This window comes from Pleomorphomonas oryzae DSM 16300 (assembly GCF_000422965.1).
Classification (GTDB): Bacteria; Pseudomonadota; Alphaproteobacteria; order Rhizobiales; family Pleomorphomonadaceae; genus Pleomorphomonas; species Pleomorphomonas oryzae.
Window position 1 is genome coordinate 444143 of the sequence record NZ_AUHB01000003.1, and the last position, 25709, is coordinate 469851.

Sequence of the window (25709 nt, forward strand, 5' to 3'; positions counted from 1 at the left end):
GTCCTTTTTGAGACTGCTCGGATTTGGACCGCTTCCGCACCGGGCGGCAAGTCAAAAGAGTTTGAAAAGTGTAACCGGTGCCGACAACCAACCGGATTGTTGAAGGCGGTCGTTTCTAGAAACGGTCAGAAACATAGATCGACAATATGTCGGGAAAAGCACGACGTTGACGTGTATCCGCACGCCATCCAGTCCTTATCCACCAGATGGAACCGAGTTTGCCCGATGCCCACCCTTCCTTCAAGCCTTTCCACGACCCGCCTGAACCTGCGTCGCTACACCCCGGCGGATGCGGCCTGGTACGCAACCATGGCGCTCCGCAATCGTTCGCATCTTGCTCGCCATGAGGGCGACAATGCGGCCATGAAGATCAACAGCGAAGCCGACGCCATCGCCGTCATTCAAGAGTTCGGCAAGGAATCGGACGCCGGCAACGCAGCCTTCCTAGGCGCCTTTCGTCGGGAGGATGGGATTTTTGTCGGCCAGGTCTATATCGGCGTCAGCAATGCCAACCTGCCCGGATATCTTGTCGGCTATTTCTGCGACGAGGCGCACCTGAGACAGGGCTACACCTTCGAAGCGACAACGGCGGCGGTCGCCGCCCTGTTCCGGGAATGTGACGCGCAGCGCGTCGGCCTTTGGTGCGACGACAGCAACATCGCGAGCCAACGCATCGCCGAACGCCTCGGCATGCGTCGGGAGGGGCATGTGCGCTCTGACAAGCGCCATGCCGACGGGTCAGTCACCGGATCGCTCTGCTACGGCCTCCTGCGCGAGGAGTTCCTGGCGCAGGAAGCCCGCTAGTTTGAACTCAGCCGGACTGGCCCACAGCTGGCACGAAGTCGGAAAGATCCTCTCGCTCGAAGTAGACCGTGCGCCCTTCTTCGGCCGACTTGTAGAGTGCCATCAGCATTTCGATAACGGCTACGCCGTCGGCGAAGGTTTCGTCCGGCGTTTGCCCCTTGCGGAAACGCTCGACCATGTGGCGATTTTCGTCCGTGTATCCATAGACGCCCGCCTCATCTTCCAGCACCGGCATCAGACCCTGTTCGGCATTCTGCTTCTCGACGAGGTCTTCACCCTCACGGCCACTGACCCGGCGCGACATGAAGACCTTGAGGCCGGTGTTGAGCGAGGAAAATTCCAGCGCATATTCCGGCCCCAACAATTCGAGCTGAATGCGCAGCCCAGCGCCGACATAGGCCCAGGACGTGGTCGCCTCGATAATCACCTCCTGCCCGAGGTCGTCCTCCAGCGTGATCATGCCGCGCGCAAAGTCCTCACTGGCCCGCCGGCTGTAGTCGACCGTCGGCCCCATGCGCTCCTTGAGTTCGGCGGCATAGTTCGGCCGTGTCCATTTCAGGCAGGCGACAGCGCCGGTCGCCGACTTCAGCTTCAGCGACGATCGCGGCGCGTCCGGCCGCGTCAACATGAAGCGCGCCACTTCGACGGAATGGCACATCATGTCGAGCAGGACGCCACCGCCCTGCTGGTCACCTTTCCAAAACCAAGGTTCGTGCGGACCGGCGTGTTCCTCGGCCGCTCGGGCGAGATAGGGGCGCCCGGCGGATGGCACCGCCCGGCGCCAGATGATGTCCTTGCCGCGCATGACCGCCGTCGAAAACACCTGGTTTTCCAGATAGCCATGGATGAGCTTGGCATCCTCGACGAGCCGCAGCATCTCCTTCGCCTCGCGCAGCGTCCGGGCCAGCGGCTTTTCACAGGCGATGGCGTAGATGCTTGAACGCCCGGCTTTCTTGAGATCGTGCAACGCCCGCATCACGTCGAGACGGGTATAGTTGGGAGACAACACCCAGATGGCGTCGACGTCGGGAGCCGTCAGCAGCGCGTCCAGCGTCGGATGAGCGGTGCAGGTGCCGAGATCGAGATCGCGCACAGCCTCGGCGAATGCCCGGCGCTTGCCTTCGGTCGGTGAATAGACGCCCGTCACCTCGACGTTGCGGACGCCGACCAGCGACTTCAGATGGAAATGGGCAATGAAGCCACTGCCTACGAAGCCGATACGAAGGGTCTGGCGCAGAAAGTCGGTCGTCATCTCCTGATCCTCCCAAGTCTCTTGTTGTTATCCGGTGGCCTTCTGGCTGCCTCTGAGAGGCGCGGTCGACGAACGAACCACCAGTTCGGTTGGCATGACCACGGTGGCGTCGGGGGCGAGGCGACCCTCCAGCCGCTCGATCATCATCCGCATGACCTCGACACCGATCTCGCGTTGGGGCTGGCGAACGGTGGTGAGCGGCGGATTGCAGGCGACAGCGAAAATGGTGTCGTCGAAGCCGACCACCGATACGCCGCCGGGCACCGAGGCGCCGCGCGCCCTGAGCCGGTTGATGGCGCCGACAGCCATTTCGTCGTTGGACGCGAAGATGGCCGAAAAGGCTACCTCCCGCCGATAGAGTTCGTCGACCGCCGCCTCGCCAGAGGCAAGGCTATAGTCACCGCGCACCTCCAACCGTTCGTCCGGAGCAAAACCCGCTTCGGTGAGCGCCTTGCACCAGCCAGCGACACGGGCAACGCTCATCACTTCCGGCACCGGACCACTGATATGGGCAATCGTCGTATGACCAAGCTCGAGAAGATAGCGTGTCGCCGTGGCGGCGGCGCCTTCGTTGTCGATCAGCACGGTCGGCAGCTTGCGTGTCGGCAGGTATTCGAGCGCCACCACCATGGGCGGCAGGCCGGCATCCTCGAGTTCCACCGGCATGGAGCCGGTCATCAGGATGAGCCCGTCGGCATGCCGCTCGCGCACCATGTCGATATAGTGATGGACGCGCGCCGGATCGGAGCGAGCGTCCCCCATCAGCACCTTGTAACCAGCCGATGAGGCCACATCCTCCACGCCCTTGAAGACGTCGAGATAAAACGGATTGGAAATGTCGCGCACCAGCAGGATCACCGTGTCGGTGGCCTGGCGTCGGAAGTGGCGCGCCTGGGCATTCGGCACAAAGCCGAGCGCGGCGACGCAGCGGAGGACCGCTTCACGCGTCTCCGGCCGCACGAGGTCGGGGTTCTTGAGCGTGCGCGACACGGTGGCGACCGACACGCCGGCCATGGCAGCGACGTCGCGGATATTTGCGGAACCTGCCATGGCGATCAAACCCTCAGTCGAGCTTGCCGCCCGTAGAGCAGCATCAGGAGGAGCAGCGTCACGCCGAAGATCACCTGTCGCCCCCAGAATTCCAGGTTGAGCGTGGTGAGCACGCTCTGCAGCAGGATCAGCGCGATGGCGCCGAGCGCCGTGCCGGTATAGGAGCCGGCGCCGCCGGACAGCGAGGTGCCGCCGATCACCACGGCGATCACCGACGGCAGCACATATTGGTCGCCGACGCTGATGAACGAATTGCCGGTGTAGCCGATGACGCAGACGCCGGTGAACCCACCGAACAGGCCGGCGAGGCCATAGAGCAGCACACGGATGCGGCGGGCCGGCAAGCCGGTCAGCACGGCGGCATTCTCATTGGAGCCGACGGCGTAGATCGACCAGCCGAAGCGCGTCCGCTTCAGCACCAGCGCCATCAGCACAATGATCGCCGCCCAGACGAACAGAATGCCGGGAACGCCGAGGAAAGCCGAGCGGCTGACGAAGGCCATCAGGGCCGGCGCCGCATTGCCGGACGGCACGCCGCGCGACAACACCACGAGGCCGCCCTGGATGACGCCCATCATGCCGAGCGTCATGACGAGTGGCGGAATGCGCAGGTAGGTGACACCAAGGCCGTTGACGAGGCCGATCAGAAAGCCCGCAAAGCAGGCCGCTGCGAAGGCCAGAGGTATCGCCGCGTCGGATCCGTTCATCACGTTGCCGGCGATGACGGCGCCGAGCGAGATGACGGCGCCAATCGACAGGTCGATGCCTTCACGCCCGCCGAGAATGACGAGGTTCTGGCCGGCAGCAGCAATGCCGAGAATGGCCGACACCGTCAGAAGCCGGACAATCTGGTCGCCGCGCGCAAAGCCCGGCGACACCAGCTCGCCGATGACAAGTAGAGCCAGGATGGCGGCGGAGGAAATCACCAGCGGGTTCTTCGCAAGCTCCAGGAAGCGGTTCATGGCTTTCTCCTCCTCAACGCCGGGTGACGAGGACGCCGCCGGCCAACGCGGCGAGAATGATCAGGCCCTGAACCAGCGTCTGGTACTCGAATGGCAGGCCGGCGAAGAAGATCACCGAGCCGATCATGCCGACCACCCAGGCACCGAGTACGGAGCCAAGCGCACCGCCGACACCGCCGGCCAGTGCCGTGCCGCCCAGCACCACTGCCGAAATGGCCGACATGGCGAGGCTCTGGCCCATCAGCGGATCGCCGCTTGCCGTCTCGCCAGTCAGGCAGAGGCTGGCAAAGGCGCCGAACAGACCGGACAATGCGAAGGCAGAGACGCGCAGCCTGCCGAGGTTCAAACCGGTCTGGAAGGCGGCGGCTCTCTGGCCACCAACCGCCTTGAGGCGGGTCATGAACGGGCGAGCGGCCAGGAAAGTGGCAATCAGGAAGGCAACGAAATAAATGACGTAGACCGTGGGAATGCCGACGATCGTGCCGGCATAGGTCCGCCAGTAAGGTTCCGGCACCGGCAGGCCCGCCTGCGGCAGCACCCAAAGTGCAAGGCCCGAGAAGACGATCGACGTCGCAAAGGTCGTGACGATTGGCTGAAAGCGCAGGCCAGCGATGATCAGACCGTTGATAAGACCGCAGCCAATGCCGACGCCCATGCCGACGAGAAGACCGAGCACAACTGCCGTGCCGTCGCCTCCGAGGCCGGCGATCACCGTGACGGTAACGACGTTGACCAGCGCCACGATGGCGCCCACCGACAGGTCGATGTCGCCGCCAAGGATGACATAGGTTTGGCCGATCGCCACCAGCACCAGCGGCAGGAAGGTGGTGAGGTTGGACTGGATGACCGACGGTTCCAGGAAATTGTGCTGAAGTATGACGTTGGCAACCAAAAGAACCGCGAGCGCCGCCGCCGTCACGACCCAGGTTCGGCCACCGAGTTTGCCAAGCCCGATCATGCCGCATCTCCGTAGGACGCTTGCGTCAATTCGAAAGGCGTCAGCCGATCACCTGAGAGGTCGGCGGTGACGGCGCCGCCGTTCAACACCAGCACACGATCGCACAGAGAAAGGAGCTCACTATCCTCGGATGAGTAGATGATCACGGTCGCCCCTTCGTCGGCGAGCTTACGCGCCAGCAGATAGAAATCGCCCTTGGTGCCGAGGTCGATGCCCTTGGTAGGATCGTCGAGCAACAGAAGGCCCGGCGCCGGCGACAGCCAGCGAGAGATGAACACTTTCTGCTGATTGCCACCGGACAATGAACCGATCGGCGCATCAAGGCCGGCATACCGCGTGTTGAGGCCAGCCAGCACCTCCGCGAAGCGTTCACGGAACAGCGCGCCGGGAATGACGTGCCGTCGCTCGCGTACCAGACTGGCGATGGCGGTATTCTCGAAGATCGAGCGGCCCGGCAACGCGCTGTCACGGGCTCGATCACCGGACACGTAGGCGATGCGATGGGCCATGACATCGGCGGGGCGCCGGGCGGTGACATCGACACCATCGAGACTGACGTGACCGGCTAGGAACGGTTCGGCACCAAACAGACCTGACAGCAGCGCCTTCTGCCCCTGCCCTTGCAGTCCGCCAAGCCCCAGAATTTCGCCGCGGCGCGCCGTAAACGACACCGGTCCGAGACGCGCCGCCTTGACCCCCTCGACCACCAGGCGGGTGGTGTCTTCGAGCGGCTTGTGATCGCGAACCGAAGCGGCGATGGCGCCCGTCTCACCGACCATGGCGTAGACGACGGCATAACGATCAGTCTCGCTGGCGGCAAACTCAGCCACCGTCTGGCCGTTGCGCATCACGGTGATGCGGTCGGCAATGGCGAACACCTCGTCCATACGGTGCGAAATGAAGATCGACGAGACGCCGTCGGCCCGAAGCTCACGCAGGATATCGAAGAATACCTCCACCTGCCGGCGGTCGAGCGTCGCCGTCGCTTCGTCGAAGATGATGATCTTCGGCTTGCGGGCGAGCACTTTCAGAATTTCGGCAAGCTGGCGCTGGTCCGGTGAGAGATCTGACACCCGGGCGTCCGGCACAAATCCTTTGCCCGCCACCGGGGCGACACGAGCTATCAGCGCCTCGGTTTCACGCACTATGGCGGTACGATCGGTAAAGCCGAGCGCAGTGTGCGGCTCGCGACCGAGGAAGATGTTTTCGCCGACCGACAGCTGCGGCACCAGCGACAACTCTTGATAAAACAGCGCCACGCCTTGCTCTTCGGCGAGGTGCGGAGAGCCGAGCGCCGCTGGCTCGCCGTCGATCAATACCTCGCCGGCATCGCGGCCGACCGTGCCGGCGATGATCTTGCAGAGCGTCGATTTGCCGCAGCCATTGGCGCCGAGCAGCGCATGGATTTCGCCACGCTCTACCGTCAGGCGGGCTTTTTCAAGCGCGTGCACGGCACCGAAACTCTTGGATATATCGCTGGCGCGAAGGACTGGTTGCATCAGGCGAACCCGGGTTGCGATCGGCAATGCACATCCGTCGCATGCGTTTTCCGCAGGCGCCGAAGGAGCTCAAAAAAGAACGGGCCGGTCCCGGGAGGAAAATAGGGCCGGCCCGTTCAGAAGCTTACTTGAAGAATTTGGCCGCGTCGTCGATCGACACGACGTCAGTCACCGACCAGTAGCCGGGCTTGCCCTCGGCTTCCTTCAGCTTTTCGTCGAGGTTGTCATTGGAGACGAACGGAATCGGAATGTAGATGGCATTGCCATAGACACCACCGAAGATGCCGTCCTTGAACTCCTTGCCCTGCAGCTTCAAGACCGCGACGTTGAGAGCGGAGGCCATCACGCCCGGCGGGTTGACGGAAGCGCCCGACGTCAGGCCTTCCTTCTTCCACATGTCCATGAAGTCCTTACGGATTTCGCCGGTGGCTACGATCGACTTCTGCTTGTTGGCGGCCATGATAGCGCGCCACGTTCCGGCGGCCATGCCGTCCTGCACCCAGATGCCGTTGATGTCAGGATAGGTGGCGAGCAGTGTCTGCGCGGTCTGCTGGCCCTGCGCCTGATCCCAGTTGGCGTTGGCTTCGTTGAGGATCTTGATGCCGGGGAACTTCTTGAAGACTTCCATATAGCCTTCGACGCGCATCTGGTTGGCCGGATGGCCGGCGACGCCGTTGATGGTGACGACGTTGCCCTTGCCGCCCAGAGCATTGGCCAGCCATTCGGCCGACTTCATCGCCCAGCCCTTCTGGTCGATGCCGACATAGATGGCATCCTTGGACGACACCTCGGCGTCGGTGGCGACGACCAGAATGCCCTTGGCCTTGGCCTGGGCGAAGATCGGGTCGAAGGCCGTCGGGCTGTTCGGGTTGATGATGATGGCGTTGACGCCTTGATTGATGAAGTTGCGAACGTTGCCGATCTGGCCCTGCACATCGACATTGGCCGACTGCACGACGACGTTGACGGTGACGCCCTTGTCGGCCCACGCCTTGGCGGCGGCCTGCGCCTCCTCGATCATCTGGGTGCGCCACTCGCTGCCAACCCAGCCATTCGAGAGACCGATCGTATAGGTTTCGGCGGCAGACGCCGCGCTGACTGCAGCCACGGCGATGCCGGCCGCCAAAAGAACTGATTTCATTGTCGCCTCCCTGACGCGCCGCGAACCGGGTCTTCGGCCGTCGGCCGTGTCGCTTTGTGTCGTTCCTCCAGGATCCCGGTCCGTGGCAGCGCCTCAGACGCGACATCCCCGGGCGTTAAGCCCGAAGCGCATGATGTAACCGGTTACATTGCTCGTCAATAGGCCCTTTCGCCTATCATCTGGCGTTAAGTCGGCAACCTCAGGAGGTGATCGTTGATGCGCGCCGCTCAGCCGAGCGCAGCGTCGAGATCGGCAATGATATCGTCCGCATTCTCGATGCCCACCGACAGACGGAAGGTGCCCTCGCCGGTCCAGTCGCGATAGGCGGCAGCATCCTCGCCCTCGAGGCGGAAAGACGAGGCCATCAAATCGTCCGTCGGGATGTAGAACAACAGGCTACGCGTCTTGCCGAGCGACACGGCATAGGCAACCGTCTTCAGCCGGTCGGCAAACCGCCGCGCCAGCGCCGGTCCGTCGTCGGCCACGAAGGATACCATGCCCGAGAAGTTTCGCATCTGCCGGACAGCGAGTGCGTGTTGGGGATGGCTCTTGGCGCCGGGCCAATAGACACGCTTCACACGCGGATGGTTCTCGAGAAAAGCAGTGACGGCGCGGGCGTTTTCCTCATGCGCCTTCATGCGGATCGGCAGAGTCTCCAGACCGCGTAGCGTCAGCCAGGCGGCGAAAGGATTGAGCGCCGCTCCGAGGTGGATCAAGGACGTCTTCCTGAGGTCGGCGAGGGCGCCTGCCTTACCGATCACCGCTCCACCCAGGGCATCGCCATGACCGCAGGCGTATTTGGTCAGCGAATGGACGACGAAGTCGGCCCCGAGTTCGAGTGGCTTTGTCGCGACGGGTGTCGCCATGGTCGAATCGACCGAGAGCTCCACTCCCGCGGTACGAGCGATCCCGGCGATGGCCGAAATATCGGTCAGGCGGAGAATCGGGTTGGCCGGCGTTTCGATGTGGATCAGCTTGGTTTCAGGCCGGATCGCCGCCGCCACTTTCGTGAGGTCGGATGTGTCGACCGCGGTCGCGCTGATGCCGAGCCGCGCCAGACTGTCATGGGCGAATTCGGCGACGCCGGCGTAGCAGACATTGGACAGAACGAGATGATCGCCCGCCTTCAGCCGATTGAGGAACAGACCGGTTATGGCCGACATACCGCTCGCAAACGTCAATGCCGCCTCCCCGCCGTCAAGCGCGGCGAGCCGTGCCTCCAGCGCCTGGGCGGTCGGGTTGCTCCAGCGCGTATAGAAATGCGGCGACTTGTCCCCCAGTTCGTTGGCGGAAAAGCCGGAGTCGTTGGGATGGGCATAGAAGCTCGAGGCCGGCACCAGCGGGCTCAGGACGGGCTCGCCCGAACGGGCAGCCGGCAAGCCGGCATGGATGGATTGGGTCTCGATCTTCATGATGGTTTTCTCTCCGATGCGGACGCCACCGTCACAAGTGCAGCAAGGCACCCTTACCCGCAGATTAGCGCCGCCTCCGCGCCTATCTAAGGAATCCGATTTCCCCACATCGTCGGCTCGCGCATTTCCATCCTATTTTCTCGTCGCCGATCTCCAGAAACCAAACGGAGGCCTTGTCGACAAACAAATTGGGGTATATACCCGCGTCATGGATTCACAGTGCTACTGCGATCTTCTGCGAACAGCGGCGCGCAAGACGACCGCCATTTACGACCGTCATCTTGCTGAGGTCGGGCTGACGCTCGCCCAATACAAACTGCTGAAGAAAATCAATTGCGTTGGAAAGCTGTCGATTTCCGAGCTTGCAGTTGCCTGCGACCTCGACCGATCGACGATGGGGCGAAACGTGCAGGTTCTGGAGCGACATGCCCTCGTTGAGGAAACCAGCTGTGGCGACGGGCGACGCTGCATGGTGAAATTGACCGAGCTTGGCCGGCAGCGGTTCGCCGCTGCTCTGCCGCTCTGGCAGGCGGCTCAGAGCGAAATTGAAGCGACACTCAATCCGGACCAGATCACGGCGATCACGGCTCTTTCCAGCGCCCTTTAGGCCTTCTGGTTTCTTCTTCATTCATTCAGCGAAAGCCCGCCGATGACGACTTCCGCCCTTCCCGCCTTCTTTGCCCGTCGCAACATCCATTATGGCTGGGCGGTGGCCGCCGTCACCTTCCTGACCATGCTGGCGACCGCCGGTGCACTAGGGGCGCCGGGCGTGATGCTGCGACCGCTGGAGGCCGAATTCGGTTGGCGTAACTCCGATATCTCCACCGCTTTCGCCGTCCGCCTGGTGCTGTTTGGTCTGATGGGCCCGTTCTCGGCGGCCTTGATGAATCGCTTCGGCGTACGCCGGGTCGTCGTCACGGCCCTATTGCTGATCATTGCCGGCTTCGGCTTGTCGGCCACCATGACCCAACTCTGGCAGCTCATGCTGTTCTGGGGCGTGGTCATCGGCTTCGGCACCGGCATGACGGCGCAGGTCCTTGGCGCCACGGTGGCAACACGTTGGTTTGTCAGCCGGCGAGGTGTCGTCGTCGGCATGCTCACCGCCTCCAACGCCACCGGGCAGCTGATTTTTCTGCCGGTCATCGCCGCCGCCACCGAGGCATGGGGCTGGCGCGCCGCCCTCGGTCTGGTGGTTGCCCTGCTGGCCACGGCGCTCGTCGGTGTGCTGTTTCTAATGCGCGATCGGCCCGCCGACGTCGGTCTCGCGCCATTCGGTGGCGTGCACCAGCCGGCGCCGGCCCACACGGCCGGTCTGCTGACGCTGGTGTCGGCACCGATCCAAGGCCTGCGTGACGCCGCGCGCTCCTACGTCTTCTGGGTCCTGTTCGTCACCTTCTTCGTCTGCGGCTTGTCCACCAACGGCCTTATTCAGACCCATTGGGTGTCGATCTGTGGCGATTACGGCATCAGGCCGGTCAACGCAGCGGGTTTCCTGGCCTTCGTCGGCCTGTTCGACTTTGCCGGCACGCTGCTCTCCGGCTGGTTGTCCGACCGCTATGACAATCGCTGGCTGCTGTTCTGGTATTACGGCCTGCGTGGCCTGTCGCTGCTCTATTTGCCGCTGACCGGCTTCGACCCGCTTTTGCTCGCCGGCTTCGCCGTTTTCTACGGCCTCGATTGGGTGGCAACCGTACCGCCGACCGTCAAGATCACCGCCGAGCGTTTCGGCGCCGAGAAGGCCGGCCTTATCTTCGGCTGGGTATTCGCCGCCCATCAGCTCGGTGCCGCGACCGCCGCCTACGGTGCTGGCTGGAGCCGCACGGATCTTGAGAGCTATGTGCCGGCATTGGTGGTGGCCGGCGGCTTCTGTCTCGTGGCGGCGGCGCTCTGCCTGACGATCGAGCGCAAGCGTGAGCCGGTCTCGCCCCTGCCGCAGGCAGCCTGAGCGAAATCAGAGGATGAAAGTCACCACGATCATCAGGACGAGGATCAGTCCACCAACAATGGCGGCAATCATCCGGCCAGCTGGCGGTCGGTTGCCGGCCGCATGACCGGCCGCGCGGGCAGCTTCGGCTTTCCTGCGGGCCTCACGCGCCTTCTTGTCGAGCTTGACGACCTCACCCATGCTGTCCTCCCTGCCTCGAGCCTATCGCTCAGCCGGTAACGCCGTCGAGCGCTTCCGTGACGCGGATCGCGCCGACCGTCTCGCCAACCCAGCTCTTTACCGGTGGACCAGCGAGGTCCTGCATCTCGGCATAACCCGGATCATCGGGGGTGAGTTTCAAAAGGTCGATTAGAATTCTGGCCATTGCCGCTTCGGAGGCCCGGCCGGCGCCGTCGTCGATCTTCAAGGCAATGCCGAGACCGAGCTCCTTGATCGCTCCAATGAAGACGCCTTCGGCGCCGGTCTTGACCAGAACACGATCGCCAAGCGCCGTCATGGCCCGCGTACAGAAACGCCCCGTGCCGGCGATCATGAAGGGTTCGGCGGCAGCCGCCAGCCTCAACCGTTCGGCAGCGCGGGCGCGGGAGGCCGTCAGACCAACCCCGGTCACGAAACGGGCAAAGCCGTGAGCAAGCGCCCGTGGCGCCACGGCAAAGGTTGGGATGGAGCAGCCATCGATACCGCAAATATCGGTCGCATGCGGCGTGCCGGTCATCGAGGCACCGGCGGCGATGACTTCCCGCATCACCGGATGCTCCGCCTTTTCATACCCGCGCGGATCGGTGCCGGTGACGACGCAGGTGCAGAGGAAGCCGGTGTGCTTGCCCGAGCAGTTGTTGTGAATGCGACCGGGCTTTTCGCCACGGCGGTGCAACTCGCCCTGATCGTCATGCCGGCCCGGCCAGTGGGGACCGCAGGCAAGGCACCCCTCGTCGAGGCCAGCGGCGGCAAGCATGGCGCGGGCGGTTTCCACATGCCGTGGCTCGGCATTGTGGGACGCCATGGAAAGCGCCAGCTCGGCGTCGCCAAAGCCGAAGCGATCGGCGGCGCCGCTTTCCACGAATGGCAGCGCCTGGAACGGCTTGACCGCAGAACGGGGAAAGCTTGGACGCTCAATATCGCCGACACCGAACACCAGGCGGCCGTCGCCATCGACGATGGCCACCGAGCCCCGGTGAAAGCTTTCGACGATGGGTCCACGCGTCACTTCGACCAGAACCGGATTTTCCATCGGATTTATCGTCCCTGTTTGTCGATCCAGGCGGCGAGACGGGCAATGGCCTCGTCCAGCACCTCGTCGCGCTTGGAAAAGCAGAAGCGGATGAAGCGCTTCGGTGGGGCGGACATGTAGAAGGCCGAGACCGGCACCGCCGCGACGCCTGCCTCGCGCGTCATCCTGAAGCAAGCCTCGGCGTCATCGTCGATACCGAGCGGTCCGGTATCGGTGACAATGAAGTAGGTGCCGGCTGACGGCAACACCGAGAAGCCGAGTTTCGAAAGCCCGTCCGACAGACGATCCCGCTTGGTCTGCAATTGAGCAATGCCCCCATCGAAATAGTCGTCGTCAAATGAAAGTCCATGCGCCACTGCCGTCTGCAAGGCCGGCGGCGTTGTAAAGGTGACGAACTGATGCGCTTTGGCGATCGGCTCCATCAGGGCCGGCGACGCGGTGACATAGCCGACCTTCCAGCCAGTCAGCGAGAAGGTCTTGCCGGCCGAGCCGATACGGACGACGCGATCGCGCATGCCGGGAAGCTGCATCGGCGAGACGTGCCGGCCGCCATCGAACACCAGATGCTCATAGACCTCGTCGGAAATCACCACCGCGTCGTGCTTCAGGCAGAGGCCGGCGATCAGTTCCAGCTCCTGCCGCGAAAACACCTTGCCCGCGGGATTCATCGGCGTGTTGATCAGGATCGCCTTGGTACGCTCGGAGAAGGCAGCGGCCAGCGCGTCAGGATCGAGCTCCCAGGTCGGAGGAGCGATGCGGACCGGCTTTGGGATTCCGCCAGCCTGTAGGACGATTGGCAGGTAGCTGTCGTAGAGTGGCTCGATCAGCACCACCTCGTCACCTGGACGGACAAGGCCGAGAATGGCGTCGGCGAGCGCCTCGGTCGCACCGGATGTCACCATCACCTCGCTGGCCCAGTCGATATCGAGGCCGTAGAAGCGCTTGTTAATGGCGGCGACCGCCTGCCGCAGGGCCGGCAGGCCCATCATCGGCGGATATTGGTTGGGGCCTGAAAGAAAAGCCTCTGCCGCGGCGCGCCGCACCTCCTCCGGGCCGTCGACATCGGGAAAACCCTGGCCGAGGTTGATGGCGCCGGTGTCGCGGGCAAGGCCCGACATCACCTCAAAGATGGTCGTGGGAAGGCCGGTGAAAACAGGATTGGTGGGCTTCATCGCAAATCAATCGCAGGAAAACTCGCCGACCCTAGTGGACCGTTGCGTAGGCCACAAGCCGTTTGCCGCTTGAACACGCTCGCCGGGCGCATGGCTCACTGGCGCCGATTGAGGTCTTTGCCTATGGCGCATCGGAGTTCATCCGGCTAAGCTGATGCCATCTCACGGGGTGCCTCATCAGAGGCTGAGAGGAGTTTCTCCAACCCGACGAACCTGATCCGGGTCATGCCGGCGGAGGGATAGAGCCATGCAGACAGTGACCTGAAGCGTTCCGCCGCCCGCCCATTTCCACGACGGCTGAACGATCATGATTCTCGACGAACGCACCTACACAATCGAGCCGGCGCACGTCGGCACCTATCTCGACCTCTATGTATCCGAGGGCATGGCAATCCAGACCGGCCATCTCGGCATTCTGGTCGGCTGGTTCACGCAGGATATCGGCACCGTCAATGACGTTGTCCACATCTGGCAATATGACGACCTCGCCGACCGCGACCGCCGACGCGCCGCCATGGAGGCCGATCCCGCATGGCAGACGTTTCGCGCCAAAGCCTCACCCTTCGTGCAGGCCATGCGAAGCCGCATCCTGAAGCCGGCTTGGTTCTCGCCCCTTGGCGGCACGGGACTGCGACCATGACCCGGATTGCCGCGCAGTTGTCATCGACGATCGATCGACTGCTGACCGGCCTGCTGGCGGCAATCCTGGCCGCGCTGCTTGTTCTGGTGTCCGGCGCCACGCTGCTGCGCTATCTCTTTTCAACCGGCTTCGTCGCCACCGAGGACCTCGGCATCCTCCTGCATACAGCGATGGTGTTCCTCGGGCTGCCGCTCTGCGCCAGCGGCCCGCTCGCCATGCGCATCGACGTCGTAACCCGCCACCTCGGTCCAAGGGGACGCGCCGCCGCCGATATCCTGTCTGACGCCGTCACGCTGGCGGCTGTGCTGGTCCTGATGCTCGGCGCCGGCAAGGTGGCCACGCTGATCGGCGGCACCTCGCCCACCCTCGGCATATCGGAAAGCTGGCGCTTCTGGCCGGTGGCGATCGGCGGCGGGCTGGCGACGGCACAACTGGTTCTCCAATCCATGTCCAGCGATCGGCGCTGGTACTCCACGCTCATGATCGTTGCAGGCGGCAGCGCTCTCGCCACGCTACCGCACCTGCCATTGCTATTGCCGGTCGGTTTACCGAGCCTCGTCGCCTGCGTCGTCATTTGCGCTGCGCTGGCGGCCGGCGCACCTTTCGTTCATGCGCTGATCGTCGGACTTGCCGTTGCCGTCCCCTTTGGCGCCCGCCTGCCGGAAGCTGCCATCGTGCAGCAGACGGTCTCCGGCATGGGCAAGTTTCTGCTCCTTGCCATTCCCTTCTTCCTGCTGGCCGGTATGCTGATGAACGCCGGCGGTTTGGCCCATCGCCTCGTCAGCTTCGCCTCGGCGCTGGTCGGTCATCGGCGGGGCGGTATGGCCCAGGCGACGCTGGTCACCAACCTGATGTTTTCCGGCGTCTCCGGCTCATCGATCGCCGACGCCGCCTTCGGCGCCAAGGTGTTGGCGCCAGCCCTCGTCGCCGACGGCGTCAGGCCGGAAAAGGCAGCCGCCATCGTTGCTGCCACGGCAGTGCTGCCCAACATCATCCCGCCGTCGATTGCTTTCCTGCTGCTCGCCTCGGCGACCAATCTGTCGGTGGGAGCCTTGTTTGAGGGCGGGCTCTATGCCGGCCTGATCCTGGCGGCGTCCATGGCGGTGTTGTTGCATGTTTCCGCTGGCGCGCCGGCGCGCCCAGCTGCCGATCGGCGCGAGCGCCTGTCCACTTTCGTCTCGGCGGTGCCGGTGTTCGGCTTGGCGCTGGTAGTCTTCTTCGGCATTCGTCTTGGCGTCGCGACACCCACGGAGGCAGCGGCAGTCGCTTCGGTCTACGCACTCATCGCCGCACTGGCCGTTCCGGGCGGCCGCAACGCAAGCCTCGCCGCCTTTCTCCAGGCTGGGCGTGAGACGGCGGCAATCGGTCTTCTTGTCGCCTCGTCGGCACCGCTGGTCTTCCTGTTGGCCGTCGACGGGCTGCCGCAGGCACTGGCCGGCTGGGTAACGGTGCTGGGCAACAATCCCCTGGCAGTCATGCTCATCGCCAACCTGATCCTGCTGGGCGTCGGCGGCCCACTCGACGTTGGCCCCGGAATCCTGCTCTTCGCGCCGCTGCTCATGCCGTCAGTTATCGCAGCCGGCATCGATCCCGTGGCCTTCGGCGTCATCCTCACCGTCAACCTGATGATCGGCGGTCTGACGCCGCCGGTTGGCGTGCTGGTGTTCGTCGCCGCCGGCATCACCGGCCTTTCCGCCAGTGCCGTCTTCCGTGCCGTACTGCCGCTCACCCTCGTTCTCATTGCCGCCACCTCATTGATGGCGCTCGCCGCCGCCCTATGGGCGCTCCTGTGATCTCGAACTACGGAGGAAATCCCGTGCCCATCCTTACCCGTCGCGCCTTTACCGCCGGCCTCACCGCCCTCGCCCTTCCCTCGATCATCCGACCGGCCCACGCCGGGTCGCGACCGCTGACCGTCGCCTCGTTGCTCGGCGATGATAAGCCTGAGACAAAGATTTGGCTGAAGGTGCGCGACCTCGTGGAAGCAAAGCTGCCCGGCCGCTTCGATTTCCGCGTCGTCGGCAACGCCGCGCTGGGCGGCGAAAAGGAGGTGGCCGAGGGTATCCGCCTCGATTCCATCCAGGCCAGCCTTTCCACCTTATCGGCCCTGTCGGCCTGGGTGCCGGAGACGCAGCTGTTCGACCTGCCCTTCGTCTTCCGCGATCGCGATCACGTTCGCCGCGCCACCGCCAGCCCGATCGGCAACGAGTTCAAGGCGAAGCTGACCGACCAAGGCTTCGTCACCCTCGGCTTCATCAACTACGGGGCCCGTCACCTGCTCGCCAAGGAGGCGGTGACCACGCCCCAAGGCGTGGCCGGAAAGCGCATTCGCGTCATCCAGAGCCCGCTTCACGTCGAGCTCTGGAAGGCTTACGGCGCTCTGCCGACGCCCATCCCGATCACCGAGACCTATAATGCGCTGAAGACCGGCGTGGTCGACATGATGGACCTCACCAAGTCCGCCTATGCCGGCTTCCGTCTCTATGAAGTGGTGCCCTATCTCATCGAGACCGCCCATATCTGGGCGACCGGCGCGGTCTATCTGTCGGCCAGCTTCTGGAATGGTCTCAATGATGAGGAAAAGGCCGTGTTCTCCGCCGCAATCGCCGAGGCATCGATCTATTTCGACACGCTGATGGAAGCAGATGAAACAACATCCATGGAAGCGGCAAAAGCAGCCGGTGGCCAGACGATCACACCGGAAAACCGCGACACCTGGGTGAAAGGTGCCGAGGGCGTCTGGGCGGCCTTGGCGCCGAAGGTGGGCGGCATGGAAAAAATCCAGGCGTTGGCCGCGCTCTGAAATCCCATGAAAAAGCCGGCTCGCCTCGCGGCGGCCGGCTTCCGATCTCGATAAAGCCCAGCGTCAAACCAGACGGCTCTGCTCCACGGCCGCCTCGATGAAGCTGGCGAACAGCGGATGCGGCTCGAACGGCCGGCTCTTCAGCTCGGGGTGATACTGCACGCCGATGAACCAGGGGTGACCAGGAATCTCCACCGTTTCCGGCAGGACGCCGTCCGGCGACATGCCGGCGAACGACAGGCCACAGGCTTCCAGACGATCGCGGTAGTCGATGTTCACCTCGTAGCGGTGACGATGGCGCTCGTGGATGATCTCCGAACCATAGATCTCGGCGATCTTGGACCCCTTGGCGAGATGCGCCTCATAGGAGCCGAGGCGCAGCGTGCCGCCCATGTCGCCACCAGCCCTGCGCTTCTCCAGCGCATTGCCCTTCAGCCACTCGGTCATCAGACCGACAACCGGTTCCTCGGTCGGGCCAAACTCCGACGACGAGGCGCCCGTCACGCCAGCCAACGCCCGAGCCGCCTCGATCACCGCCATTTGCATGCCAAAGCAGATGCCGAAATAGGGTACGTTATGCTGCCGTGCAAAACGAGCCGCGAGGATCTTGCCCTCCGAACCGCGCTCGCCGAATCCGCCCGGCACCAGGATGCCGTGAACGTGGTCGAGATAGGGGGTAGCGTCCTCCTTCTCGAACACTTCGCTCTCGATCCATTCGATCTTGACGCGCACGTTGTTGGCGATGCCGCCATGCACCAGAGCTTCGATCAGCGACTTGTAGGCGTCCTTCAGCACCGTGTACTTGCCGACGACGGCGATGTTGACCTCGCCCTCGGGGTTCTTGATGCGATTGACGATGCCCAGCCAGCGGTCCAGCTTGGGGGCCGGCGCCGCTTCGATGCCGAAGGCGGCCAGCACTTCATCGTCGAAGCCTTCCTTGTGGTAGGCGAGCGGCACCTCGTAGATGTTGCCGACATCAAGGCCGGGGATGACCGCCGACTGACGAACGTTGCAGAACAGCGACAGCTTCTTGCGCTCACCCTCGGGGATGGGCCGGTCGCAGCGGACAAGTAGAATGTCCGGCTGGATACCGATGGAACGCAGCTCCTTCACCGAATGCTGCGTCGGTTTGGTCTTCAGCTCGCCCGCCGAGGGAATGTAGGGCATCAGCGTCAGATGGATGTAGACGCAATGCCGGCGTGGCAGCTCATTACCGAGCTGGCGGATCGCCTCCAGGAACGGCATCGCCTCGATGTCACCCACCGTGCCGCCGATCTCGCACAGCACGAAGTCATAGTCCTCGTTGCCGTCGAGAATGAACGCCTTGATGGCGTCGGTGACGTGCGGGATGACCTGCACCGTACCGCCGAGATAGTCGCCATGCCGTTCGCGGGCGATGATCTCCTGGTAGATGCGGCCGGTGGTGATGTTGTCCTGCTTGTTGGCCGGGCGCCCCGTGAAGCGCTCGTAATGGCCAAGATCGAGGTCAGTCTCCGCGCCGTCGTCGGTCACGAAAACTTCGCCATGCTGATACGGAGACATCGTCCCCGGATCGACGTTCAGATAGGGGTCGAGCTTACGGAGACGAACCTTGTAGCCACGCGCCTGCAGGAGAGACGCAAGAGCTGCTGCCGCAAGCCCCTTGCCCAAGGACGAAACCACGCCGCCAGTAATGAAGATGTACCGCGCCATGGGCCTTCAACCTATCTTTTCGCGGACCCGTTGGGGAGTGGTCCGACCGGTTTATCCAAAACAAAACGAAAAAGCCCTCCCGGAAAGTGTTAACCCTCCGGTCGACTCGTCGCTTCAAGCTATTGTTCGGTCTCATGAAAACGGCCGCGGAAGTCCGCGACCGTCTGTATCCGATTTCTACCGGACGGGGTTCGTCCTTAAGGCGTCGGCGCCGGATTAGCTGGCGTTGCCGGGGTCGTGGCCGGAGCCGCCGGGGTTGCCGGTGCCGAATCAGTGGTCGGCGCGGCCGGCGTTTGCGTCGCCGGCGCGGCTGGCGCAGGCGTCGCAGGAGCCGGAGTTGCCGGCGCAGCCGGGATCTCGACGGCGGGCGCAACCGGCGCATTGCCCGGCTGGGCAGCCGGCTTGCTCATCTTGTTGAGCTGATCGAGAACGCCACCCTTGCCGGAACCGATCGGCTGATCGGCAGTCGGGGAAGCTGGCGCCGTCTGCACTTTATCCAGGATGGAATTATGCGAGCCGGTCAGGCGCGGCAGAACCGACAGACCGATCGACGTCAGAAAGAACAGCGTCGCCAGAATTGCCGTGGCACGGGTCAGCACGTTGGCGGTGCCGCGGCTGGTCATGAAGCCACCGCCGCCACCGATACCAAGCGCGCCGCCTTCGGAACGCTGCAGAAGCACGACGCCCACCAGGGCTGCGACCACCATCAGGTGGATGACGAGAAGAACGGTTTGCATGTAACCCCAAAACTTTCAAAGGGCATCCCAGCCCGGGACGCGCCAAAGGGCACACTGACCGCCTATGCGGTCCGAGTCCGCGGCGTTGTACACGAAGGGCGGAGGCCTTTCCACCTTTCTATGGCGTTTATTTTGGGAAGCGAACGCCTTATCACAAGCCCTCCCCTCAAGAGAGGAGCCAGCGATCATGATCCTCGTAACTCCGCGCCTTGTGCTCGCTCCCTGGACAGAGCAGGACCTCGCCCCATTTGCCGCGCTTAACGCCGATCCGGATGTGATGCGCTACTTCCCCAAAACGATGACTGCCGAGGAAAGCGACGCCCTCGTTGGCCGACTGCAGGGCATGTGGACCGAACATGGCTACGGCTTCTCGGCGGTGCACCGGCGGGAGGATGATGCCTTCATCGGCATGGTCGGCATCCAGAAGGTCCTGAACCCCGGCTTTCCCTTTGCGCCAACCGTCGAAGTGGGTTGGCGGCTCGCCAAGCCATTCTGGCGGCAAGGATATGCCGCCGAAGCGGCGCGGGCCGCCCTCGCCCACGGCTTTGATGTTCTTGACCTCCCGGAGATCGTCGCATTCACGGCCGTGCCCAACCTGCCCTCGCAGGCTGTGATGAACAGCCTCGGCATGACGCGCAACCCAGCCGACGATTTCAAGCATCCGCTCCTTCCCGAAGACCACCCGCTCAGTCTGCACGTGCTCTACCGATTGAAACGGGAAAACTTCCAGCGCTGACTTCAGTCGAGAAGAAGCAGCGCCGCCGCGTCGAAGTCGGCCCGTCGAAAATCGCGGCGCAGCTGCGCCTCGCTGTCGACACCCCAGAGCTCGGCGTTCCAATCTTCGTCGACGTGAGCGGCGAGCCAGACGTCGTCGGCCGACAGGCGTTTTTCCAAGAGGGACAACGCCAAGAATACCGAGCCGGTCAGCGTGGTGATCTGTTCGATGGCGGCAAGGCGGATGGCATCGTCAGGCAAAGCGGCACGGATTGCCGAGAGGAGTTGCGGTGGCTGAGCCACTGCTATAACGCCAATGGTGGCCACCGGGCGCACCCCGAACCGTTCCCTCACCCAGTCAAGCACCGGTTCCCAGGCAAGGCGCTGGCGCTCATCGAGGCGCGGTGGCTCGCCGGCGCGATAGCAGGTGAGATCCGAGCCGGCGTAGGCGGCAACGGCGTCCTTCACTGCCTCGATCTCGCGCGACACGCCGTCAATCGCCGAGTTGACCAGCCGGGTCAGCGGCATGGTCATCGGATCAACGAACCCGCCCTGCGCCGCCCATTCGGCTTCGAGGCCGCAGGCGGCCCGCAACGAGGCGATGGCGAGCAAGTTCCGCCCCGGCGTTCGTACCGGCTTGCCATCCAGCAATACCCGATAGAGTCCGTCGATCGGCTCGACCGACACTGCCTTGTAGAAGCGTTTCGGCAGCACGCGCTGCACGTTGGCCCGTGCCCGCTCGGTTGCCTGCACTGGATCGAAGGAGGCGGCGAGTTCTTCGAAGAGATCGGCCATCGTCTACTCCTTCGCGCCGAGGAGTCCCAACGCCAGCGCCGGCATCTCGGCGAAGCTATCCGCCAGCACCTGAGCACCGGCCTGGGTCAGCTCAGCTGGGCTGTTGTAGCCCCAGGTAACACCAAGAGCGAAGGCACCAGCCGCGCGGGCCATCTGCATGTCAAAGCCGGTATCACCAACCACGACCGTTTGAGACACGTCACCGCCAAGCGCCGCGACCGCATCAACCACCATGAAGGGATGTGGTTTCGACGGGCCGTCGTCGGCGGTGCGCAGAACAGAAAACAAGCGGGTCAGCCCATGCGTCTCCAAGATGGCGTCGAGACCGCGCCGCGACTTGCCGGTGACAACGCCCAGCAACAGATCGTCGCACGCCGCCAACGCCTTCAGGGCATCAAGCGCACCGGGATAGAGCGGCGCCGTCTCAGCAAGACGGAATTTCATGGCTTGATAGGTGTCGCGATAGGCGTCCGCGACAAGTCCGACCGCCACCGCGTCTAAACTCGAATTCAGGCGGCCGATTGCTTCCGGCAGTGACAGGCCAATGATGGAAAGAACGCCTGCCGGGTCGGGCGGCGCGTGGCCGACCTTGGCGAAGGCTTCGGTCATGGTGGCCACGATCATGTGCTGGCTGTCGACCAGCGTGCCGTCACAATCGAACAGAACGAGCTTCGACGCCATCGGCAAACCTCCCGCGCCGCTCAAGCCAGCGCGCCGCCGCCGACCGTTTTCAGCCAGGCCTCGCCGCAGGCCTTCGCCAGCTCGCGGACGCGTAGGATATAGCTCTGCCGCTCCTGCACCGAGATGACGCCGCGCGCATCGAGCAAGTTGAAGCGATGGCTGGCCTTGATGCACTGGTCATAGGCCGGCAGCACGCACTTGTGGATGCCGTCGGTTCCGGCCGCGGCGCCCTTTTCCAACAGTGCCTTGCACTCCGCTTCGGCATCCTTGAAATGCTGCATCAGCATATCGGTGTCGGCATATTCGAAGTTATGGCGGGAGTATTCTTCCTCGGCCTGATGGAAGACGTCACCGTAGGTGACCTTGTCCTCGCCCTCTCGGCCGTTGAAGTTGAGCTCATAGCCGTTGTCGACGCCCTGCAGATACATGGCGAGGCGTTCGAGGCCATAGGTGAGCTCGCCTGACACGGGCGAGCATTCGATGCCGGCCACCTGCTGGAAATAAGTGAACTGGCTGACTTCCATGCCGTCGCACCAGCATTCCCAGCCGAGGCCCCAGGCGCCGAGCGTCGGGCTCTCCCAGTCGTCCTCGACAAAGCGCACGTCGTGCAGCTTCAAGTCGATACCGATCGCCTGAAGGCTTTCGAGATAGAGCTCCTGGAGGTTATCCGGCGACGGCTTCAGGATGACCTGAAACTGGTAGTAATGCTGGAAGCGATTGGGGTTCTCGCCATAGCGCCCGTCCTTGGGCCGGCGCGACGGCTGTACATAGGCGGCCTTCCAGGGCTTGGGCCCCAGTGAGCGCAAAGTCGTTGCCGGGTGGAAGGTGCCGGCCCCCACTTCCATGTCGTAGGGCTGCAGGATGACGCAACCCTTCTCCGCCCAGAAGCGCTGCAAGGTCAGGAGCAGTCCTTGGAAGGAGCGGCGGGGATCATTGACGTCGACGGACTGGGGCATCGGAAACTACCTGGAAGCGGCCTTAACCCCGGCGGGAGCCGGGCGGGATCGGGCGCGAAATTAGGTGCGCCCCCTCTCCCCGTCAACCGCAAAAAGCCACGTGCCGAGCCGCCCGGAAAAGCACGGAGCATCGTCCAACAAGGGGAAGCGTCATCTGCCTTGGATGCCGCGACGGGACAGGACGATGACCTCCAGACGATTTCGCCTCACCATGACCTTCGCCGCGCTGATCATGGCAGCCCCCGCCTTCGCAGGCCAACAACGCCATCAGTTCCTTGAGCCGATACAGCCTGATCATCGGCTTCAAGACAGAACGACCGGTTCGACGCCCACCGGCAAACCCTGCGATTGCCGCACGGTGCATGAGAGGAATGCTGCCGGCCAGCTGACGTGGAAGGTCATATGCTCGGCTAAGAGACCAGAGCACGGTGCTCGGAAAATCGGCGCCGACGACTGTCGCGCCATGCGAAACACGTCGTCGCCGTAACGCACAACGAAAAAGGCCGAAGCAATCTGCTTCGGCCTACGGCTCGACAATGGCGGACGTCCGCCAGAAATCACTTGGGACCGACTCAACGACGATCGCGATAGACGCCTGTTACCGGATCACGCTCCATGCGGATCTCGACGCGTACCGGCTGAGCGTTGGCGGTGCGGAGAATCTCGGCCACACGCGTCATCTCGCGCTTCACCACCTGCGCGACGACATAGACGCCGGCGCCGATGAGAGCATATCCAACTAGATGAGACATGAGCCTATCTCCTTTGCTGACAAAACCATGAGACCACCGTCTTGGTATTCTGGCAAGCGCAATTTCCTGTGAAAGGTTCACAAACCGTAGCGCGAAAACAGGCTGCGCCGCTCGATCGCCGCGAGAGCCTTGTCGAAATCGACGAGGGTCGCCGCCTCATCCGCCGCACTGCCGAACAGGCGACGGCGCAGGAAGCCACCCCGACCGGGCTCGAATAGGCGGATATCAACCTTATCGCCGAAGCGGGCCACGAGATCGTCGTGGGCCACGCCGATCCGATCTGCGAGACCAAGAGTAACCGAACGGTCACCCGCCCAAAAAAGCCCGGAAAACAGCTCTTCGTCGTCCGCCAGCCTCGCGCCACGCCGCTCTTTCACCAATTCAATGAAGAAGGCGTGGATGTCGCGTTGCAGCGTTTTGATATGCTCGATGTCGTCGCCGTTCTCCGGCTGGAAGGGATCAAGCGTCACCTTGCGCCTGCCGGCCGTGTAGACGCGCCGATCGATGCCGAGGCGGGAAATCGCCTTGTCGAACCCGAAACTTGCCGACACCACCCCGATCGACCCCAGGATGGACGAGCGGTCGGCGACGATTTCGTCGGCAGCACAAGCCAGCATGTAGCCGCCCGAAGCCGCGATATCCTCGACATAGGCGATCACCGGCAACTTCTTTTCCGCGGCCAGCTGGCGGATGCGGCGAAAGATCAGGTGGGACTGGACGGGTGACCCGCCGGGAGAATTAATGGCGAGCGCCACCGCCTTCGCCCCGCTCACCGAGAAAGCCTTCTTGAGCGTGCCTTCGATCGACGAAAGCGACAGTGAGCCTCGCCCCAACGCGGCCGGCATGCCGATGGCCCCGGAAAGGCGGACGAGCGGCACGACAGGCGCGTCGCCGCGAAGCCGTCGCGGCAGCCAGGACTTATAGTTGGCCAAGGGCATGTTCCTTTACGGGAAATGGCGTCACGTCGCATGTAGGAACACACCCGCCGAGTTTCAAATGGCACTCCACGGCGCGGCCTCTTGCAGAAAAGATGAAAGCATCCTTCAGAAGATACGATTTGTTCCGATCAGGCATGACACTTATATTGAGGACATAAAAAGAGAGACAGAGAAAGAACGGAGAACAACGATGGACGCCATGATGTTCGCCATGCTGGGTGCCAGCAAGAAGCGCCACAGCCAGAGCACTGCCGAACGCGAGATCGCCGAGGCGATTGCCCACTACGAAGAGACCACCGGTAGCCGGGCCAAGGCCCCGAAGCGCGGTTTCCTGAAGGGTTTTGGCCTCTGATAGGCCAAAACGTGATTGCCGGTGCGACGTGAGCGCTCGATCCCAAGGGGATGTCGGGCGCTTTGTCGTATTTAGCCGATCGCTTCCTCACCCCCACGGTCACCATTTCATCACTATTTTCCTCGATGAGTGCTCCACTTAGCCGCCGCCATCGCGTCGCGGTTCGTTTCGAGCCCAATATGACGATTGAGAAAATAGTATCTTCGTCGGTGCGCCACGGCGGCAGCGAGTTGCAGCGCATCGACTATCTGGACGGCTGGCGCGGGCTGGCAATCCTTTTGGTTCTGCAAGGGCATTTCCTGATCATCCAGGGCTGGCACAGCGGGCGCATGGGCGTCGATGTGTTCTTCTGCCTGTCCGGCCTGTTGATGAGCCGCATTCTGTTTCAGCGCCGTGTGCCGCTCACTACCTTCTACAAGCGCCGCATATCGCGCATCATTCCCGCCTTCTTCCTCTATCTGCTCATCGTCTTCGCCATCGCCGCGCTGATCGGCAAAGCGGCGCCAGCGCGCGAGGTGGTGCCGACGGTGCTGTTCCTTCGCTCCTACCTGCCGGCCGACTTTCACATGTTCGCCAGCCCCTACCCGATCGGCCACCTGTGGTCGCTGAACGTGGAGGAGCATTCCTATATCTTCCTGTCGCTCCTGACCCTTCTGCCGTTCCTACGTGGCCGGGAAGGCGGAGCGCTGATCGGCTTCGGCCTCCTGACGATCATCATCCACCTCTGCTACTTTTCCTTCCCGTCCATAGCGCCGCCCATCGAATACTGGGTGCGCAGCGAGGTGGCGGCAACCAATCTGTTGCTTTCAGCCGGTTACTCACTCCTTAGGGATCGAACCGCGCCCTACGTCCGTCCTTGGATGCCGGTGGCCGCCTTTGCCGCGGGATCGGCGCTCTACATCGGCTCGGTATTCCCATGGATGTTGACCATGACGGTCGCGCCGTTCTTCCTGGCCTTTACCGTCAATCACTTGGCCGAGGCGCCGCAGTGGGTGAGATCGGTGCTATCCTGGACGCCGCTTCGGCTGCTCGGCATCGGCTCGTTCTCGATCTATCTGTGGCAACAGCCATTTTACCAATACAAGACATACTTGTTCGGCAGTCTGCCAGGGCATGAACTGATGGCGCTCATATTGTCGGTCGCGGTCGGCTTCCTGTCTTTCTACGCCTATGAGAATCGCGTCCGGAGCTGGCTGAACCGCGTGTGGTGAGGACCATTCAAG

Annotated in this window: 26 protein-coding genes and 1 riboswitch; of the genes, 9 read left to right on the forward strand and 17 right to left on the reverse strand. The window is 63.3% G+C overall.

What is annotated here, in order from left to right; genetic code table 11:
* Positions 1-225 precede the first annotated feature (225 nt).
* Positions 226-804: a GNAT family N-acetyltransferase gene (locus G522_RS0107485; RefSeq protein ID WP_026790505.1), complete on the forward strand. Its 579-nt coding sequence runs from the start codon at positions 226-228 to the stop codon at positions 802-804.
* A 7-nt stretch (positions 805-811) separates the two neighbouring features.
* On the opposite strand, the gene G522_RS0107490 is transcribed toward G522_RS0107485, so the two are convergent.
* From G522_RS0107490 to G522_RS0107520, 7 genes are all read right to left on the reverse strand, one after another.
* Positions 812-2056, reverse strand: a complete 1245-nt coding sequence (locus tag G522_RS0107490) for a Gfo/Idh/MocA family protein (RefSeq protein ID WP_026790506.1) — start codon at positions 2054-2056, stop codon at positions 812-814.
* Positions 2057-2083: 27 nt separating this feature from the next.
* Positions 2084-3106: a LacI family DNA-binding transcriptional regulator gene (locus G522_RS0107495; protein ID WP_026790507.1), complete on the reverse strand. Its 1023-nt coding sequence runs from the start codon at positions 3104-3106 to the stop codon at positions 2084-2086.
* Positions 3107-3111: 5 nt separating this feature from the next.
* Positions 3112-4068 carry an ABC transporter permease gene (locus tag G522_RS0107500; protein ID WP_026790508.1) on the reverse strand — a complete coding sequence of 319 codons (957 nt, stop codon included), beginning with the start codon at positions 4066-4068 and terminating at the stop codon, positions 3112-3114.
* Between the two features lie 13 nt (positions 4069-4081).
* A complete protein-coding gene (locus G522_RS0107505) occupies positions 4082-5026 on the reverse strand; it encodes an ABC transporter permease (protein WP_026790509.1) in 945 nt (314 codons plus the stop codon).
* Entirely contained in the window at positions 5023-6525 is a 1503-nt protein-coding gene (locus tag G522_RS0107510; protein ID WP_026790510.1) for a sugar ABC transporter ATP-binding protein, read from the reverse strand. The genes G522_RS0107505 and G522_RS0107510 overlap by 4 nt, the downstream gene beginning before the upstream one ends.
* Positions 6526-6649: 124 nt before the next feature.
* Positions 6650-7666, reverse strand: a complete 1017-nt coding sequence (locus G522_RS0107515; RefSeq protein ID WP_026790511.1) for a substrate-binding domain-containing protein — start codon at positions 7664-7666, stop codon at positions 6650-6652.
* A gap of 227 nt (positions 7667-7893) precedes the next feature.
* Positions 7894-9078, reverse strand: a complete 1185-nt coding sequence (locus G522_RS0107520) for a trans-sulfuration enzyme family protein (RefSeq protein WP_026790512.1) — start codon at positions 9076-9078, stop codon at positions 7894-7896.
* Between G522_RS0107520 and G522_RS29965 the strand changes: the two genes are divergently transcribed.
* Together G522_RS29965 and G522_RS0107530 are read left to right on the forward strand one after the other, a co-directional pair.
* Positions 9077-9685, forward strand: coding sequence for a MarR family winged helix-turn-helix transcriptional regulator (locus tag G522_RS29965; RefSeq protein WP_169453491.1), 609 nt, complete (start codon positions 9077-9079; stop codon positions 9683-9685). The genes G522_RS0107520 and G522_RS29965 overlap by 2 nt on opposite strands.
* A gap of 42 nt (positions 9686-9727) precedes the next feature.
* Positions 9728-11023 carry an MFS transporter gene (locus G522_RS0107530; protein ID WP_026790514.1) on the forward strand — a complete coding sequence of 432 codons (1296 nt, stop codon included), beginning with the start codon at positions 9728-9730 and terminating at the stop codon, positions 11021-11023.
* A 6-nt stretch (positions 11024-11029) separates the two neighbouring features.
* Here the strand turns inward: G522_RS0107530 and G522_RS29970 are convergent, their stop codons facing one another.
* Genes G522_RS29970 through G522_RS0107545 form a run of 3 tightly spaced genes read right to left on the reverse strand, consistent with a single transcriptional unit; the run spans position 11030 to position 13426 of the window.
* A complete protein-coding gene (locus tag G522_RS29970; protein WP_156886863.1) occupies positions 11030-11203 on the reverse strand; it encodes a hypothetical protein in 174 nt (57 codons plus the stop codon).
* Positions 11204-11231: 28 nt separating this feature from the next.
* On the reverse strand, positions 11232-12254 hold the full coding sequence (locus tag G522_RS0107540; protein ID WP_026790515.1) for an asparaginase: 1023 nt from the start codon (positions 12252-12254) through the stop codon (positions 11232-11234).
* 5 nt (positions 12255-12259) lie between these two features.
* Positions 12260-13426 (reverse strand): aminotransferase, encoded by a 1167-nt coding sequence (locus tag G522_RS0107545; RefSeq protein WP_026790516.1) that lies wholly within the window; start codon positions 13424-13426, stop codon positions 12260-12262.
* 155 nt (positions 13427-13581) lie between these two features.
* Positions 13582-13684: riboswitch (TPP riboswitch) on the forward strand.
* 49 nt (positions 13685-13733) lie between these two features.
* Here G522_RS0107545 and G522_RS0107550 point away from each other — a divergent pair.
* From G522_RS0107550 to G522_RS0107560, 3 genes are read left to right on the forward strand one after another with little or no spacing between them, the layout of a single operon-like run.
* Entirely contained in the window at positions 13734-14066 is a 333-nt protein-coding gene (locus tag G522_RS0107550; RefSeq protein WP_026790517.1) for an NIPSNAP family protein, read from the forward strand.
* Positions 14063-15859: a TRAP transporter large permease gene (locus G522_RS26015; RefSeq protein ID WP_051228416.1), complete on the forward strand. Its 1797-nt coding sequence runs from the start codon at positions 14063-14065 to the stop codon at positions 15857-15859. Before G522_RS0107550 ends, G522_RS26015 begins: the two co-directional genes overlap by 4 nt.
* The gene (locus tag G522_RS0107560; protein WP_084632957.1) at positions 15844-16869 is read left to right on the forward strand and encodes a TRAP transporter substrate-binding protein; all 1026 of its coding nucleotides are present in this window, start codon (positions 15844-15846) and stop codon (positions 16867-16869) included. The genes G522_RS26015 and G522_RS0107560 overlap by 16 nt, the downstream gene beginning before the upstream one ends.
* 63 nt (positions 16870-16932) lie before the next feature.
* On the opposite strand, the gene G522_RS0107565 is transcribed toward G522_RS0107560, so the two are convergent.
* A complete protein-coding gene (locus G522_RS0107565; RefSeq protein ID WP_026790519.1) occupies positions 16933-18561 on the reverse strand; it encodes a CTP synthase in 1629 nt (542 codons plus the stop codon).
* Between the two features lie 197 nt (positions 18562-18758).
* Positions 18759-19298, reverse strand: a complete 540-nt coding sequence (gene secG, locus G522_RS0107570) for a preprotein translocase subunit SecG (RefSeq protein ID WP_026790520.1) — start codon at positions 19296-19298, stop codon at positions 18759-18761.
* A 187-nt stretch (positions 19299-19485) separates the two neighbouring features.
* On the opposite strand from secG, the gene G522_RS0107575 reads away from it, so the two are divergent.
* Positions 19486-20034 (forward strand): GNAT family N-acetyltransferase, encoded by a 549-nt coding sequence (locus G522_RS0107575; protein ID WP_026790521.1) that lies wholly within the window; start codon positions 19486-19488, stop codon positions 20032-20034.
* Between the two features lie 2 nt (positions 20035-20036).
* Here the strand turns inward: G522_RS0107575 and G522_RS0107580 are convergent, their stop codons facing one another.
* The 5 genes from G522_RS0107580 to G522_RS0107600 form a co-directional block, all read right to left on the reverse strand.
* Positions 20037-20807 carry an ATP12 family chaperone protein gene (locus G522_RS0107580; RefSeq protein WP_026790522.1) on the reverse strand — a complete coding sequence of 257 codons (771 nt, stop codon included), beginning with the start codon at positions 20805-20807 and terminating at the stop codon, positions 20037-20039.
* A 3-nt stretch (positions 20808-20810) separates the two neighbouring features.
* Positions 20811-21488 (reverse strand): HAD-IA family hydrolase, encoded by a 678-nt coding sequence (locus tag G522_RS0107585; protein ID WP_026790523.1) that lies wholly within the window; start codon positions 21486-21488, stop codon positions 20811-20813.
* Between the two features lie 20 nt (positions 21489-21508).
* Entirely contained in the window at positions 21509-22444 is a 936-nt protein-coding gene (locus G522_RS0107590) for a glycine--tRNA ligase subunit alpha (RefSeq protein WP_026790524.1), read from the reverse strand.
* A gap of 572 nt (positions 22445-23016) precedes the next feature.
* Complete coding sequence (locus G522_RS0107595) at positions 23017-23196, reverse strand: hypothetical protein (RefSeq protein WP_026790525.1); 180 nt, start codon at positions 23194-23196, stop codon at positions 23017-23019.
* Between the two features lie 77 nt (positions 23197-23273).
* A complete protein-coding gene (locus G522_RS0107600) occupies positions 23274-24128 on the reverse strand; it encodes a S49 family peptidase (RefSeq protein WP_245586608.1) in 855 nt (284 codons plus the stop codon).
* A gap of 196 nt (positions 24129-24324) precedes the next feature.
* Here G522_RS0107600 and G522_RS29975 point away from each other — a divergent pair, with 196 nt between their 5' ends.
* Both G522_RS29975 and G522_RS0107610 read left to right on the forward strand, forming a co-directional pair.
* A complete protein-coding gene (locus G522_RS29975; RefSeq protein WP_156886864.1) occupies positions 24325-24486 on the forward strand; it encodes a hypothetical protein in 162 nt (53 codons plus the stop codon).
* Between the two features lie 179 nt (positions 24487-24665).
* Positions 24666-25697, forward strand: coding sequence for an acyltransferase family protein (locus tag G522_RS0107610; protein WP_026790527.1), 1032 nt, complete (start codon positions 24666-24668; stop codon positions 25695-25697).
* Positions 25698-25709 lie beyond the last annotated feature (12 nt).